Genomic DNA, 14,986 nt, shown 5'->3' on the forward strand with positions numbered 1-14,986 from the left:
TGCGGGGCTCGCAACACCGGCTCACTCCTCGCGCTCACGGCCGGACGACGGGCGTGAAGCGGATCTCGTCCACGCCCGCGAAGTACCTGTCGGTGCCCTGCGTCTTGCTCACCGCCACGAGCGTCAGCTTGTGCGGACCGCGGGTCAGCTCCACGGTGCCCACGTCCACCTCGTCGGTGCGGACCACACTCGGGCTGAACCCGAAGAACGTGTCGCCGACCTGCCGGCCGTCGACCAGCCAGATCGTGTTCGCGTAGTCGAACGAGGTGGTGCGCACGGTGGAGAACCGCCAGGTGCCGTCGGACGGCACGTCCACCTGCACTGTCACCCGGTCGCCCACGCCCCGGCCCAGGAAGAACAGTTGCGCGTCGCCGGACCACACCACGTCGCAGCAGTTCTCCTGCGCCACCACCTCCGCCTTCGCACCGGTGGTGGACTGCACCGCCGCGCCGGAGACGAGCGTCTCCGCCTCCACCGTCACCGCGTCGGCGCGCGGCGGAGCCGGGGTGTCCGGGCCGCGGGTCACCAGCCAGGCCACCACCCCGGCCACGACCAGCACCAGCGCCGCGGCGGCGGCGATCCACGGCCACGGCGCGCGCTTCGGGGGTACGACGGCCCGCACGTCGTACGTGACCCGGCCGCTGGATCGGGAACTCTCCTCCGGTGCGGTGTTGGCCGAGTACGCGAACCCGGTCATGTCGTAGCGCCGGGGCGGCGTGCCGGGCGGCACGGCGAGCCGGACCAGGAACGACACCGAGCCCTGCCCCGGCACCACCCGCTGCGGCTCGGCCACCGTGAACCAGGCCCGCTGGCTGCCCTCGCCGGGCGCCACGTCGAAGACGACGGTGTCCGGCGCGGTACCCGGGTTGGACACGGTGAACGTCAGCTCACCGGCGTTGCGGGCGTCCAGCGTGAACTGTTCGGCGGCGGCGACGACTGTCCATTCGGTGGTCATGACGGCTCCTCGGGCGGATCGTGGGGCAGGGGTGCTGGTACGTGCGCCCGGCCGACCGCGCGCACCGCAGCGACCCCGGCGGCGGGCTCGGCGGCGTCCGGCTCGGGCGGTCCGGAGTCGGGGGGCGGGCTCGGGGTGGCCGGGACCGGATCGGCCGGTTCCGCGCCGACCGGGGAGGCGAGCACCTCGACGGTGACCGCGGCCGGTTTCTCCGCCTCGACGATGCGGGTGACCAGCGCGAGCCGGTCGGCGGCGGCCGGCGGCACCCGCACCACGAGGTGGAACGGCCGTTCGGGCGGCTCGTCCAGCACGAACCCGGTCACGCCGGTGGCCAGTTCCAGCGCGGTCCGCATGCCGTACGGGGTGCCGCGCCACCGGGCCAGCAGCGCGCCGTGCGCCACCAGGTCCCGTAACCGGCCTGCCGGCAACGGCAGCGGCGCGTCGGCGCGGGGTGCGGCGACCACATGATCCATCGCCACCCAGCGGGTCAGGTACGCCACGAACCCGTCCGGCGTCCGGTACGGCCCGAACAGCGCGTCGACGTCGGCGAGCACCGCCTCGTCCGGGGCGTGCAGCGCCTCCATCACGTCCAGCAGCGCGCCCAGCACGCTGCCCGGGCCGGCGGCCCGCTGGTACGCGGCCGGCAGCAGCCGCTCAATCGCCGCTCGGCGCATCCTGCCGCACCACCTCGATGTCGTGCTCGCCGGAGCAGAGCAGCCAGGTGCCGGGGACGGTGACCACGTCGGCGGTGGCCTGGTTGGCGCTGGCCGTCCAGTCCTCGCCGTCGCCGCTGCGGAACACGCCGCGCTCGCCGCCGGCCAGCACCAGCCGTCCGGCGCCCGACGTGCCGGTGGGCGCGGTGGCGGCGATGGCGTCGACCGGGACGAACCGGGTCCGGTCCCGCAGCGGCAGGCCGCAGTTGACCATCACCGGCGACCACTGCGGCTGCCCGGCGAGCGTGTCGAGCCGGACCACGCCGCCGCTCTGCGTCGCGGCGAGCGCGAGCGGGCCGCTGAACGCCAGATCCCGGCAGGTGCCGCCGATCCAGCCGGACGCCATCGACTGCCACTTCACGTCCGACTCGAACAGCCGGGTCCGGTGGCAGCCCTGGCCGGGCTTCTTCGCGTCCGGCTCGCCCGCGCCGCACCACAGCAGCGTGGCCGGGCCGTCGTACTGCACGGCGAGCACCCGGTTGTCCACGTTGGCGAGGCCGACGTGGGCGAACGTGCCGGGGCGTCCGGCCGCCGTGGACAGGTAGACCCCGAATCCGGCCTGCGCGGCCACCGCCACCCCGGGTGCGCCGCGTTCGGAGACGAACGCGCGCACCGCGTAGAAGCCCCGGTCCGCGTCGGCCGGGTCGACCAGGATCTGCAACGGCACCGCGCCGGGTAGCAGCGGCACCTCGTACAGGCCGCTGTCGGTGGCCAGCAGCAGCGCGCCGGTGCCGTCCCGGTCGATCCAGGCCAGGTCGCGGACGCCGGAGTCGAGGTCGGTCAGCAGCGTCCACGTCTCACCCAGGTCGGTGCTCAGCCGGACGCGGGAGCCACCGGCGTCGCGGGTGGTCACCACCGCCACCGAACCGGCCCGGGGGACCACGCCGGGGCGTACCGGGGCGGGCGCGGGCACCACCCGGACCACCGTCTCGTCGTCGAACCGGCCGGCCGGTTCCCAGCCGGCGCCGGCGTTGGTGGAGCGGAACAGCACCGGGCCGCCGCCGGCGTACCAGGTGTCGGCCTGGTACTGGTCCACCGCCACGGTGCGGACCCGCGCGTCGGGTGCCTCGTCGACCACGAACCGCACCGACTCGACGTAGCGCACGCCCGGCTCGGCGTGCTCCAGCATCCGGTAGACGTTGGAGGCGCGCAGCGGCTCGCCGAACGCCCAGCCGGCCGGGTTCAGCGGCGTGGGCAGCGGGCTCAGCGTCTGGTGCAGCCGGTCGTGGATGCGGCGGCGCACCGCGTCCACGTCCTCCTCGCGGCGCACCACCACCCGCGCCTGGATGGACACCGCCTTGTACCGGGCCCAGCCCGCCCGCACCGCCGTACCGAGGGCGCGGCGGCGTTCCAGGTCGGCCTCGACCCGGCGGCGGGCCTCCTCCACCTCGTGCTCGCGCAGCACCGCCACCGGCAGCCGTCCGCCGGGCCGGGCCGCCTCCGGCACGTACGGCACCAGCACCACCTCGACCTCGCCGGGCCGGGCGAAGCTGTAGACGGCGGCCCGGGTGAACGCCCGTGCCCGCGCCACCGCCCCGGAACCGGTGGCGAGGATCTCGAAGTCCCGGGCGGTCACCGCGCGCTGCTGGGCGAAGAACTCGTACGGCCCGCGCGCCAGCACCGACTCCAGCGACTCCAGGTCCCGGCCGCCGGTGGCCGGCTCCGGGTTGTCCACCTTCACCCCGGGCAGCGGGTCGCGCAGGCTGGTGAGCACGCCCGCCGCCACGTTCCCGGCGGGCCCGCCGCCGCAGCGGTACCAGAGCCGCACCTGCCGCCCGGCCGGTGGCACCGCCGCCACAGTGGTCGCCCCGGCCGCCCCCTCGACGGCCGGGGCGGCTCCGGTGTCCGGGCGCAGGTCCAGCGCCGGGGCGAACGTGACCACCCCGGAGGCCCGGTCCACCAGGTAGACCTTCGCCTGCGGCCCGACACCGGCGAAGCTGTCCACCGGCCGCCAGATCTCGTAGGTGCGGCCCTCGTGCTCCCGGGCCGCGGCGCCCAGCTCCACCGAGCCCGCCGGCACCTCCACGCCGAGCAGCAGATCGAGCGCCTCGGTGGTGCGGGTCAGCGGTGCGCGGGCGGCCCGGAACACCTGACCGGGCTGCCCGGTGCCGGTGCCCAGCAGCTCCGCCTCGACCGGTTCGCAGTGGTGCACGCGTACCGTCGTGGTGGTCTCCCCGGCGGGCAGCACCGCCGGTTCGGTGGTCACGAAGACGACCGGCCGGGGGTCGGCGCCGCGGGCCGCGGCGACGCGGGTGCCGGCCGGTACCCGCACCGGGCCGCGGTCCGGGCCGGTGCGGGTCAGGCGCACGTCGGCCCAGGCCGCCGCCGGTGGGTGCCGGGTGACGCCGAGCAGGTTCAGGAACGCGACGTACGCCTTCTCCGGCAACTGGTTCAGCCGGTAGATCATCACCTCGGTCAGGTAGGCGAACGCCTCCAGCAACGCCATCCCGGGGTCGTGCGCGGACAGGTCGGTCCAGTCCGGGCAGGACCGGGCGATGCGTTCCCGCGCCTCGGTGACCAGGTCGAGGAAGGCGCGGTCGTCCAGGTGCGGCACCGGCAGCGTCATGACGTGCCCTCCTCGTCGGGGGTGTCGCCGGGTTCCTCGTCGGCGGGGAGCAGGTCGACGGAGAACACCAGGTGGCCGGGGGAGAGGCTGGCCCGGATCCGGTAGTCCAGCCGGATCACCAGGCGCCACGGGTCGTCCGGGTCGGGACCGGCGTCCACGTCCAGCACCTCGACCCGGGGCTCCCAGCGCCGGATCGCCTGCCGCACGTAGTGGATCGCCAGCCCGGCGGTGGTGTCGTCGTTCGGCGCGAAGACCAGCCGGTGCAGCCGCGACCCGTACCCGGGACGCATCAGCCGCTCCCCGGGTGTAGTGGACAGCAGCAGGTACAGCGCCTGGCGTACCGTCTCGTCGCCGTCGGTCATGGCGAGCCCGCCGGCGGCGGTGAGCGCGAGCCCACCGGCGCGGCCCGCGTCGAAACCGGCGCCGACGAAGCGGAAGGCCCTCACGCGTCCGCCCCCAGGAAGCCCTGCCGCACGTCGCGGACCTGGTGGTGCACGGTGCCCGGCGGGGTGCCGTCGGTGAGGCCGTCGAGGTGTGACAGCACCACGGGCTGCCGGTCCACCCGCACCCACGTGCTGTAACCCACTGTCACGGTCAGCGTGTGCAGGCACGGTTTGATCGTCGGGCCGTAGTTCGGGCAGGCGGTGATGTCGCGCCCCTCCGGGTCGGGCCGCACCAGCACCGGCACGCCCCGGACCGTGACCCAGTCCTGCGACGGGCGGTTCTTCACCCGCCCGTCGTGTCCGCAGGTGATCAGCGAGTCGCGGTGGATCCAGCGCATCAGCCACCTCCGGCGGAACGGGCGAGCGTACGGGCCTGCGCGGCGGCGGTCTCGGCGTCCTCGGCCGCCGGGGCGTGCAGGAAGTCGACTGTGCGGCCGCGCACCACGACGGCCCGGCCGGGCGCGGACAGCACCAGGTCACCGGCCGCGTGCACGGTGGTCAGCTCGGGACGCAGCTCGACGAAGCTGCCCGCGTCGGTGGCCAGCCGAAGCGTCCGCCCGTCGTCGTCGATCACGATGGACTGCCCGGTGCCGGTCCGCATCGACCAGCGGCGCGAGCGCCCGGAGACGATCCCCGCGTCGTACGGCTCGACCGCGCCGAACAGCGAACCGAGTACCACGCCCGAGGCGGGTTCGCCGCCGGGCAGCGCCACCAGCACGGTGTCGTCCGGGTCGGGCAGCGCGACGATGCCCTTGCCCCGGCCCGCGCCCGGGCAGAGCACCGCGAGCCAGCCGGCGTCCAGATCGCCGTACGCCGGGAGCGTCACGCGGGCCCGGCCCAGCCCGTCCGGGTCGTCGATGTCGGTGACGGTGCCGAGCGTGACTGTCGCCGCCGGGGGCGCGACCGTCGGCGGTGGGCCGGGCGGCGCCGTGGAGAACCGGGTCAGGTGCCCGTCGGCGTCCACCGTGTGCACCACCTCGGTGAGCACGTACACCCCGGCCAGCGGGTCCGGGACGCCGGCGAGGGCGATCCGGCGGCCGGGCCGCAGCGCCGGGTCGCCCTCCGCGGTGCCTTCGGCGGTGACCAGCGCTGCCACCCGGGTGTCCAGTCCGGCCTGGGCCAGCGCGGCCAGCTCGTCGTCGCTGCGGCCGGGCTGGTCCACAGCCGTGCGTACGCCGTCGGCGCCGACGTCGCCCGGGTCCGGGCGCAGCGGGATGCGCCGCCCGCTGCGCGCCTCGTCCGCCCGCTGGCTCAGCGGCTCGGCGCGCTGCGGATGCCAGCCGAGGACGGCGCACTCCGCGCCGGCCCGGTCCAGGTTCTCGGTGACCCGCAGCGCGTGCACCGTCTCGCCGAGCGTCAACGGCAGCGGCTCCCCGTACCCGTCCAGCGTGAACAGCCGCAACCGGTCACCGTCGACGCCCAGGTGCAGCCCGGCCCGGCCGGCCACCTCGCACAGCAGGTCCAGGTCGGTGTGCCGGTGCTGGAGCAGCCGGTCCAGGCGCGGCCCGTCCTCATCGGCCGTCACGCTCAACCCGAGCCCGGCGCACAGCTCACCGGCCAGCTCGGCGGCGGTCACCGACTCGAACACCCGCAGCTCCTGCCGCTTGCGCAGCCGGTGCAGCGGGTCGTACGCCCGGATCCGGGCCAGCGCGGCGCCGTCACCGGCGTACTCCCGCTCGACTGCCGTCACCTCGCCGGTGAACAGCGCCTCCGCCTGGCCGTCGAGGCGGACGTCGACTGTGGCGCCGGGGCGTACCGGCGGGTCGAGCGGGCCCGCCCCGGGGGCGGCGGTGAGCGTCAGCTCGCACTGCGCGGGCCGGTCCAGGCGGGCGGCGACGCGGATGCCGCGCAGCCGGGCCGGGTCGGCCAGCGGCCGGCCGTCGAGTGTGACCAGGGCGGCCCGGCTCACGGGGTGCCTGCCGTGGTGACGGCATCCGGCGGGGCGGTGGCGGCGCCGACCGGGGGGACGGCGAGCGCGGTGCCCGCGGGCACTGTGAGCGGGTCGGTGATCCGGTTGTGCTCGGCGAGCAGCCGCCAGCGCAGCGGCGAGCCCAGCGCGTCGTGGGCGAGCAGGTCGAAGCGCACCCCGGACCAGCCCGGCTCGGCCGCGCCGTCGGCGGCGGCCACCACCGCCGACCCGGGCGCGACAGCGGGTGTGCTCGCCGCGGCCAGCTCCTCCTCGAACCCGGCGCGCGCCGCCTCCGCGCCCTCCGCGACCCGGACCAGCTTCAACCGCAGCCAGGACCGCCGGGGCGTACCGGTGAGGGTGAACGCGTCGAAGCGTTCCGCGATCGCCGTGATCACGCCCGGGACGTTCCACGTCTTGCCCCAGACCAGGCGGACCAGCGGCGGGCGCAGCCAGCCGTGCTCGACCGCCGAGTTCTCGGCCAGCATCCACAGCGGCCGGGTCAGCGCGCGGACGTCCTCGGGCCGGGCCGGCGACTCCACGAAGTCGACGTCGAAGAGCAGGTCCAGCACCAGCTCGGTACGCCCGCCGCCGGTGAAGACGAGCGGGTCGTCGGCCAGCCCGGCGCCGGTGAGCGGCCCGTCCGGTCCGCCGCGCGGGCGTACCCCGGCCAGCCGGGTCACCTGCACGGTCTCCGGGTTGAGCAGGCAGTCGACCCGGGTACCTGACTCGTCCACGAGGAAGGCGACGCGCTCCATCAGTCACCCGCCTGTTCCCGGTCCAGCCGGGCCGTGTCACCCCACGGGGTCCGTGTCGGAAGCCATGCCGGTTCGGCCGGGAGCACCGGCCACGGATCCGCGTGTGCTCCGCCGTCGGCCGCCCGGACCGCGTCGGCCGGGTTCGTCGTCCGGGCCGGGCCGGCGTCGTCCGGCAGGACCGGCCACGGGCTGCCGGACGGGGGCCGCGCGGGTCGCTGCCACTGTCGCGCCCGGAACTCGCCGCCGGTAGCCGGGTCGTGCCCATCCGGGTACGGCGAGCCGGCGGCCCGTCCCGGGTGGTCGGCGACGGATCCGTCCCCGGTCCCGCCGCGACAGTTCGCCGACCCGGTTCGACCGCCCCTGGTGTGTGCGGCCGGTCCATGCGGCAACGACGGTGGCGCAGCCGCGAAGACGAGCGGGAGCACGTCTCCTCGATCGGGCGACAGGTCCGCCCCGGCGGCGTCATCCCGGTACCGTGCCCGGCCCCGGCGGATCCGTGCGAGGTTCCGGAGCGCATCCACCCGGCCCGCGCCGAGGCTGGGCCACCGCTCAGGGGTCGACGGCGAGGCCGAGTCGCCGGACGTGACGCGGCCCCGTGACCCGATGGCGTCACGGCTGCCGTCCGGGCCTGCGCTGGTGCGCGCGCCGGTCCTTGCCTCTGCCGTCCGTCCGGTGCCGGCGGTCCCTGTGGTCTCGGTGGCTGTGGCACCGGTGCCTGTGGCCGGTGTGCCGCGGATGCCTGATGTGCCGAGTGCGTCCCGCGACCCGGAGCCGTCGGCGATGCACGCCGGTCTCGCCGGACCCGGCGATCCGGCCGGACCGTTTGACGTCACGCACCCGCACGGCGGAGGGCCCTCACGTGACCCGGCGTCGTCCGGCCGCACCGCGTCACCCGAGCGGCATCGGGCGTCCACCATCGCCGGAGCGGTCTCCGACCCCGCCGCGCCCTCCCCACCACCTGCCCGCGTGACCGCCGCTCCCGGCCGCGGCAGCGCCGCACCGCGTGGCTCAGCCTTCTCAACTCCCGAGATGCCCGTCCCACCTTCCAGGAGCTGCGGAAGATCTTGGTAGGAAGCGGCCCCTATGGGGGCACTTTCGTACCAAGATCTCGACGGCGAACCGGGATCGGCCTCGTGGCGGGAGCGCGTCCGGGAACGGGATGTGCCGAAGCGGTCGGCCAACAACGCCGCCCAGCCTCGCCACAACCGCACCACTGCGTGCCGGGCCGTCCGGCTCCGCCGCACCGGCGTCTGGTCCGGGCCGGCGTTCGCGGACGGGTCGGTGAGAGGTCCGTGCTCGACGGGGGGCGGGGGGAGGTCGCGCAGGAGGCCCGGAGCGTGCGCCTCCACCAGCCGTCGCCAGTGCTCGGGCGGCTGTCCGGGCGGGCGCGGCACGTCGGCCGGCGAGCCCGGCGAGCCCGGGGAGTCCGGCGAGTCCGGCGAGTCCGGCGAGTCCGGATGGTCCGGTGAACCCGGTGAACCCGGTGAGCCCGGTCCGGACAGGCGGTCGGCGGTGGCCCGCAGCGCGCGGGCCAGCCGGTCACGCGGTCGCCGGGGCGGCGGCACCGCCGGCCTCCAGCTCCAGGCCCTCGTACGCCAGGGTCAGCGCCTCGATGGCGATCTCCTGCGACAGCGTGTTCAGGTGCGCGCCCCGCCACCGGGTCGGCCACGCGTTGATCATGTTCCAGCGCAGCACCTCGGCGGTGCCGGCCGGGTCCAGCAGCACCACCGACACGTTGCGCCGGTTGACTGTGCCCTTCGCCGCCGCGTTCACCCAGTCCCACAGCTCGCGCGAGCTGGTCAGGCCGAAGTGGAGGGTCACCGGGGCGTACTCGACCTGTCCCGGCACGGCCCGGATGCGCTCGTTGCCCGCCTCCCGGTACGACAGCGCCGGAATCGCCACCTCGAAGCCGCTGACCTCGGTGAAGTGCCCGTTGGTGATGCCGTTGATCAGCAGCTTGAAGTGGTACGCCCGGTACGGGTCGACGGGTGCGCCCGGCTGCGGCGTCGCAGTGGTGGGCATGTCAGCCTCCGATCGTCTCGGTCTCGGTGCCGCCGGCCCACTGGCTCAGCTTGAACACCACGAACTCCGCGGGCTTGACCACAGCGATGCCGATGTGGGCCACCACCATCCCGGCGTCGCGGACGTCGGCCGGGTTGGTCTCCTCGTCGCACTTGACGAAGAACGCCTCCTCGGGCGTACGGCCGAGCAACGCGCCGTCGCGCCACACCCGGGTGAGGAACGCCCCGATGTCGCGGCGGATCGAGCGCCACAGCGTGAAGTCGTTCGGCTCGAACACCATCCACCGGGTGCCGTTGGCGATGGCCTGCTCGATGGAGATGGACAGCCGCCGCACGTTCAGGTAGCGCCATTCGCTGGCCTCGGCGGCGAGCGTCCGGGCGCCCCACAGCCGGATGCCCTCCCCGGCGAAGAAGCGGATCACGTTGACGCCCTTGGGGTTGAGCACGTCGTGCTCGGGCCGGGTCACCCGGTACGCGAGGTCGACCGCGCCGCGTACCGGCTCGTTCGCGGGCGCCTTGTGCACGCCGCGCAGCGCGTCGGTGCGGGCCCAGATGCCGGCGACGTGCCCGCTCGGCGGGGTGAGCACGAGGTCGCCGCTGAGCGGGTCGCGGACCCGGATCCACGGGAAGTAGAAGGTGGCGAAGTCCGACTGCCGGGGCCGGTCGCCGCCGGTGCCGGGCGGTTCGTCGTCGCCGTCGCCCGGCGTACCCTCGGCGGGTTTGTCGGACGACGCGGCCGAGCCGGCCGACGCGGGCTTGGGCGGCTTGCCCGGCGTGCCGACGCGGGTGAGCCGGGAGACGTCGGTGACCTCCGGCGGCGGGTCGCAGATCGCGACCATGGTGCGCAGCCGCTCGGCCATGCTGATCAGGGCCTCGTGCGACACCGGGTCGTGGTAGCCGGGCGCGGCCAGGATGGAGATCTCGTCGATGGCCTCCAGCAGTTCCAGGCCGCCGCGCCGCCCGCCGGTGCCGGTGAGCCGGCCGCCCTCGCCGACGTTGACGACCCAGCAGCGGGTGCCGCCGTTGTCCAGGAAGCCGAACACGGCGCGGGCCAGCGGGGTGCTCTCCAACTGCTCGCCGTCGGCGTAGAGCCGCAGGAACTCGGTCCAGCTGTTCACCGCCAGCGCCTCGCCGACGTGGGCGCCGCGGTCGGGCGCGACCCCGACGAACGCGGCCGTGCTCATGCCGACCGGCCCGATCGGGCGGGCCCCGCTGGGCACCTCCTCGACGTAGATGCCGGGGGAGAAGTAGGTGGGCATCGGTCCTCCTCGGACGTCAGTCGGGGGCGCGGACGACGATCAGGCCGTCGCCGGCCGGGTCGAGCTCGGCGGTGTGGACGCGCCCCGCGCCGGTGAGCCGGATCCGCACCGGGGCGTCCGGCGCGTCGGGGTCGTGCGGCACGCCGGCCAGCCGGAACCGGCCGGCGGCGTCGGTCTCGGTGGCCTGGGCGGCGCCCACCAGCTCCACCCGGACGGCTGCGAGCGGCTGGTCCTGCGGACCGACCACCCGCCCGTGCAGCGTGCGCATGCCGAGTTGCCGCAGCCGCAGCGGCTGCCGTACCGGCGGCGCGACCGGGACCGGCCGTTCCACCCGGGCCGGCGCGTCCAGCAGCAGCGCGGGCCGGGGCGCCACGCCCAGCGCCCGCCACAGCGCCGGGTCGCCGGCGGCCAGGACCAGCTCCGGCCGGCCCGCCGTGGTGGCGGCGGCGAGCACCCGGTCCAGCGCGGGCAGCGCCGCCGGCCCGCCGCCGGAGACCAGCAGGCGGACCACGAACCGGTACGGCTCGCGCGTCGCGCCGCCGGTCGCGGTCTGCCGGGCCGGCCGCAGCTCCAGCGGCCAGACCGTGAGACCGCCGTCGGGGTCGTCGCGCGGCGGACCGACCGGTACGGGTTCACCCGCGGCCCCGGCCAGCCAGCTCGCGACGTCCGCGACGGCCGTCTCGATCGCGCCGGTCATCGCGGTGGCGTCCCCTGGATGCGGTACGCGATGGCCTCGTTCCACACGTGCGGGTAGACGCCGATCTCGAAGTAGCGGGTGAACCGGTTGATCGGCGCGTTGGTGTGGTCGTGCCAGAGCAGCCACACCGGTGCGATGGTGAACAGCACGTAGTTGAGCGCCACCAGCGGCAGGTAGAACGGGCCGAGCAGCCGGGCCTGGAACACGTGCACGTCCTCGTGCCGCTGGATGCCCGGGCTGGACCCGGCGCAGACGGTGCCGATCGTGGTGGCGTACCGGGGGGAGACGCCCTCGACGACGTTGACCCGTCCGCTGCCGGCCGAGACGACCCGGTCGAGCTGGTGACCGAAGACCAGGTGCAGCGCCAGGTAGAGCGCCCCGGCGAACGTGTTGAGCAGGCTCCACGTGTGGTCGATCACGAAGAGGAAGATCCCCTTCGGGTCGGCGCCGTACGTGCCGGCCGAGGCGGACGCCCAGCCGAACGGCGCGCCGACGAGCAGGCCGACGACCGCGCCGACGAGCAGGCCGACGGTGCCGGCGGCGAGCTGCCCGAGCAGGGCGCCGAAGACGACCTGGACGGCCGCGCTGAGGATGCCGAAGATCATGGGGGTCACCTCTCTCAGACCCAGGAGCGGACGAAGCGGGGCTCCTGCCCCTGGGCGAGCTGGGTGGGCGACGCCTGCGTCGCCTGCCGGTTGCCAGGGGGGAGCTGGTTGACGCCGAGCGCGGCCGAGAAGATCACCAGGCCGTTGAAGAACGCGATGATCCACTTCTCCGGGCCGGCGTCGTCGGCGAACGCGGCGGTCAGGTAGGACAGCAGGAGCGCGATGCCCAGCGCGATCCACTTGCGCGCCTTGTCGCCGCTCGGTCCGATCAGCCCGCCGATGACGTTCGTGGCGAGCAGGGTGGCGGCGCTGGCGCCGGTGAGGCTGCCCAGGGCGGCCCAGGTGAAGAGATCGTTCACGGCGATCCCCCTTTTCCGATGGTGCGGTGGTGCGGTCGGGGTGGAGTGGTGCGGCGGTTTCCGGGTTCGCTGAACCCGGGTTCCGCCCGGTGTGCTGGTGGGCCGCCGGCGCGGGCGCCGTCGGTGGTCGGTGGGTCTCAGGCCGGCGGACCGGCGGGTGGCGCCGGTGCGGCGGGGTTGCCGGGCGCGGCCGGTCCCGTGGTGGCCGCGGGTGCCGGTCCGGCGGGCGCTCCCGGGCCGGTGGGGGCGCCCGGACCGGTGGTGGCCGTCGTGGCCGGGCCGTCGCGGGAGCCCCGGCGCCGCAGCAGGAGCACGACCACCACGGCGACGACCAGCAGCAGGACGACCGCGCCGGCGACGACCGGCAGCCAGGGGAAGGAGCCGTCACCGGTCACCACTGCTGCCGGGCTGGTGGCGGGCGGCGGGGGTGCCTGGGCGATGGCGCGCAACTCGGCCGGCTTGGGCTGGTTGGCGACCACCTTCCAGCTGACCGAGCGTCCGGTGATCGTGCCGTTGGTGTCGAGCACCCGGCCGGGGAACGTCACCGAGATCTCGAACTCCATCAAGGTCATGAACGCCTGTTGCTGGCGCGGATCCTGCTGCCCGAACTTGCCGCCGTATTTCTTGGGGTCCAGCGGAAGCGAGAAGCGAATGAGATCATCGTCCCGGACAAGATTCACGCTTTCGCTCGTGAATTGCGCCAGCGGCGTTTTCCGGTACGTGATCTGAATGCCGTACGAGGTGGCGTCCTCGTACCGGGTCTCCGCTCCGGGTGGAAGTGAGGGAATGTTCGGCCGCAGTTCGGCGAACGCCACCGCCGGGTCCGGATTCCGCTGCTTGAGCACGGACTTCGGCGCGGTGAGCAGGAGCTGACCGGAGACGGTGTCGTCATCGTTCACGGTCAGCCCGAGGTTGAGCTGCATGCAGCCGCTCAATATCGCCACGAGGGCGAGACACACCGCGAGGCCGAATGCCCGGCTGCGGCGGAGTCTCGTATTCATGCGCTCAGTGTGAGCCGGTCCCGGTCGCCGGGCAGTCCGTGATCGGTCGCCGTTCTGTCGCCGATCTTACCGGCTCCCTCTCCCGTTCGGACGACCTCGAAAACGCGAGCGATCGATATTCTGAAGGATTGTCGCGACGCCGTTCCGCCGTGTTCCCCGGTGACGACCCCGGCGGCGGGTCACCGCGCCGAGGGCTCCGCCGCCACGACCCGGAACACCGGGATGCCCGCGGCGGCCCCTGCGAACTCGGCGAGCGGGGCGTGCCGGTCCACCGGAACGTGCGCCCGTGCGCCCGGGGCGAGCGCCAGGTGACGGCGCAGGATCGGTGGCCGCTGCGCCACCGGCACCTCGACCAGCCGCACCGGCTCGCGGCGGCGGCGACGCAGCACCACCCGCCCACCCGCGGCGCGCACGTTCGCCACCCAGTTGGCCCGCTCGCCCAGCATCGACACGACGTAACGCTCGCCGTCGTGGTCGGCGACGACGATCGGCACCGAGACGGTCCGGCCGGTGCGGCGGCCCGGCACCTCCATGGTCACCCAGTGCCGCGGGGCGAGGCCGGCGCCGTACTGCCAGGCGGACAGCGCGTTCATCATCCGGGCCAGCCGGTTTGGCCGGCCGCCCCGGTACATCCACGTCATGACTCCGCCCACCGGACCCCTCCTTCCTCCGTGACCGGCGCTCAGGCGCTCTCCCGGGTGACCAGCGTCGACGGGAACGCGGTGCTCGGGGCGGCCGGCGCGCGCGTCAGCACGGCCGTGGCCGCAGCGGCAGCGATCCGGTCGACCGGGTGGGTCGCGGTGGTCAGCGGCGGGCTGCTGATCGCCGCGTACGGCAGGTCGTCGAACCCGGCCACCGCCACGTCGTGCGGCACCCGCACACCGCGCCCGCGCAGCGCGGCGATCACGCCGAACGCGGTGGCGTCGCTGGCCGCGTAGACCGCGTCGGCGTCCGGCCACCGGCGCAGCGCCTCCAGCGCCGCCCGGCCGCCCCGTGCCGTGGTGAAGTCGCCGGTGACCAGCCGCTCCGGCGACCCCGACTCCCGCATCAGCTCCCGGTACGTGGTGACCGAACGCTCGGCGCAGCTCAGCCAGCGCGGCCCGGTGACCATGACGATGCGGCGCCGGCCGGTGGCGTACAGATGACGCAGCACCTCGCCCGCGCCACCGGCGTTGTCGACGTCGAACGACGGCACCGTCGCCGAGCCCTGGCCGATCGAGGCGACGCGGCCGCGCAGCCTCGGCGGCACCGCGTCCAGCGCCGCCTGGGTCGTGTTGACCAGGATCACCCCGCAGACGCCCCGGTCCGTGCCGAGCCGGGTCAGCCCCGACGGGTCGGCCAGCGGCAGCCACTCCAGGGCCACGCCGACGCCGTGCGGCGCGCGCACACCCGCGACGCCGCGCTCACCACCCGGTGCACGTACGGGTCGTCCAGCACCGTGTCGTCGCGGCCCACCACCGCCACCACCAGGCGTACGCCTGCTCCGCGCACCAGCGCCCGGGCCGCGAGGTCCGGCACGTAGTCGAGGCGCTCGGCGGCGGCCCGCACCCGGGCGCGGGCGTTCGTCGAGGTGAACCCGTAGCCGCCGAGCACCCGGGAGGCGGTGGCCCGGGACACCCCGGCGTCGCGGGCCACGTCGTCGAGCGTGGCGGGGCGTGTGGTCGGCGTTCCCATGTCCGCATCATGCCTGCTCGGGCGTGGAT

The 14,986-nt window shown here is 75.2% G+C and carries 14 protein-coding genes and 1 pseudogene; all 15 read right to left on the reverse strand.

Annotated features, from left to right (window positions below; translation table 11 throughout):
• Positions 1 to 34: 34 nt before the first annotated feature.
• The 15 genes and pseudogenes from ML5_RS24195 to ML5_RS24270 all read right to left on the reverse strand — a co-directional run bounded on the left by ML5_RS24195 (position 35) and on the right by ML5_RS24270 (position 14,957).
• On the reverse strand, positions 35 to 955 hold the full coding sequence (locus ML5_RS24195) for a hypothetical protein (RefSeq protein ID WP_013476534.1): 921 nt from the start codon (positions 953 to 955) through the stop codon (positions 35 to 37).
• Positions 952 to 1,629 carry a phage tail protein gene (locus ML5_RS24200; RefSeq protein WP_013476535.1) on the reverse strand — a complete coding sequence of 226 codons (678 nt, stop codon included), beginning with the start codon at positions 1,627 to 1,629 and terminating at the stop codon, positions 952 to 954. Before ML5_RS24200 ends, ML5_RS24195 begins: the two co-directional genes overlap by 4 nt.
• On the reverse strand, positions 1,610 to 4,234 hold the full coding sequence (locus ML5_RS24205; protein WP_013476536.1) for a putative baseplate assembly protein: 2,625 nt from the start codon (positions 4,232 to 4,234) through the stop codon (positions 1,610 to 1,612). The genes ML5_RS24200 and ML5_RS24205 overlap by 20 nt, the downstream gene beginning before the upstream one ends.
• Positions 4,231 to 4,680 carry a GPW/gp25 family protein gene (locus ML5_RS24210; RefSeq protein ID WP_013476537.1) on the reverse strand — a complete coding sequence of 150 codons (450 nt, stop codon included), beginning with the start codon at positions 4,678 to 4,680 and terminating at the stop codon, positions 4,231 to 4,233. Before ML5_RS24210 ends, ML5_RS24205 begins: the two co-directional genes overlap by 4 nt.
• Positions 4,677 to 5,015, reverse strand: a complete 339-nt coding sequence (locus tag ML5_RS24215) for a hypothetical protein (protein WP_013286683.1) — start codon at positions 5,013 to 5,015, stop codon at positions 4,677 to 4,679. Before ML5_RS24215 ends, ML5_RS24210 begins: the two co-directional genes overlap by 4 nt.
• The gene (locus ML5_RS24220) at positions 5,015 to 6,586 is read right to left on the reverse strand and encodes a phage baseplate assembly protein V (protein WP_013476538.1); all 1,572 of its coding nucleotides are present in this window, start codon (positions 6,584 to 6,586) and stop codon (positions 5,015 to 5,017) included. The genes ML5_RS24215 and ML5_RS24220 overlap by 1 nt, the downstream gene beginning before the upstream one ends.
• Positions 6,583 to 7,341, reverse strand: coding sequence for a hypothetical protein (locus ML5_RS24225; protein WP_013476539.1), 759 nt, complete (start codon positions 7,339 to 7,341; stop codon positions 6,583 to 6,585). The genes ML5_RS24220 and ML5_RS24225 overlap by 4 nt, the downstream gene beginning before the upstream one ends.
• Positions 7,342 to 8,880: 1,539 nt before the next feature.
• A complete protein-coding gene (locus ML5_RS24235; RefSeq protein WP_013286679.1) occupies positions 8,881 to 9,363 on the reverse strand; it encodes a phage tail protein in 483 nt (160 codons plus the stop codon).
• A gap of 1 nt (position 9,364) precedes the next feature.
• A complete protein-coding gene (locus tag ML5_RS24240; RefSeq protein ID WP_013476541.1) occupies positions 9,365 to 10,621 on the reverse strand; it encodes a phage tail sheath subtilisin-like domain-containing protein in 1,257 nt (418 codons plus the stop codon).
• A 16-nt stretch (positions 10,622 to 10,637) separates the two neighbouring features.
• Positions 10,638 to 11,318: a carboxypeptidase-like regulatory domain-containing protein gene (locus ML5_RS24245; RefSeq protein WP_013476542.1), complete on the reverse strand. Its 681-nt coding sequence runs from the start codon at positions 11,316 to 11,318 to the stop codon at positions 10,638 to 10,640.
• The gene (locus tag ML5_RS24250) at positions 11,315 to 11,923 is read right to left on the reverse strand and encodes a glycine zipper family protein (protein WP_013286676.1); all 609 of its coding nucleotides are present in this window, start codon (positions 11,921 to 11,923) and stop codon (positions 11,315 to 11,317) included. Before ML5_RS24250 ends, ML5_RS24245 begins: the two co-directional genes overlap by 4 nt.
• 14 nt (positions 11,924 to 11,937) lie before the next feature.
• Entirely contained in the window at positions 11,938 to 12,282 is a 345-nt protein-coding gene (locus ML5_RS24255) for a hypothetical protein (RefSeq protein ID WP_013476543.1), read from the reverse strand.
• Between the two features lie 137 nt (positions 12,283 to 12,419).
• Positions 12,420 to 13,283 carry a DUF3153 domain-containing protein gene (locus tag ML5_RS24260; RefSeq protein ID WP_236619284.1) on the reverse strand — a complete coding sequence of 288 codons (864 nt, stop codon included), beginning with the start codon at positions 13,281 to 13,283 and terminating at the stop codon, positions 12,420 to 12,422.
• A 179-nt stretch (positions 13,284 to 13,462) separates the two neighbouring features.
• On the reverse strand, positions 13,463 to 13,936 hold the full coding sequence (locus ML5_RS24265) for a nitroreductase/quinone reductase family protein (RefSeq protein WP_013286673.1): 474 nt from the start codon (positions 13,934 to 13,936) through the stop codon (positions 13,463 to 13,465).
• A gap of 29 nt (positions 13,937 to 13,965) precedes the next feature.
• A pseudogene (locus ML5_RS24270) lies at positions 13,966 to 14,957 on the reverse strand (LacI family DNA-binding transcriptional regulator).
• Between the last annotated feature and the right edge of the window lie 29 nt (positions 14,958 to 14,986).

Source organism: Micromonospora sp. L5 (assembly GCF_000177655.2).
Lineage (GTDB): Bacteria > Actinomycetota > Actinomycetes > Mycobacteriales > Micromonosporaceae > Micromonospora > Micromonospora aurantiaca.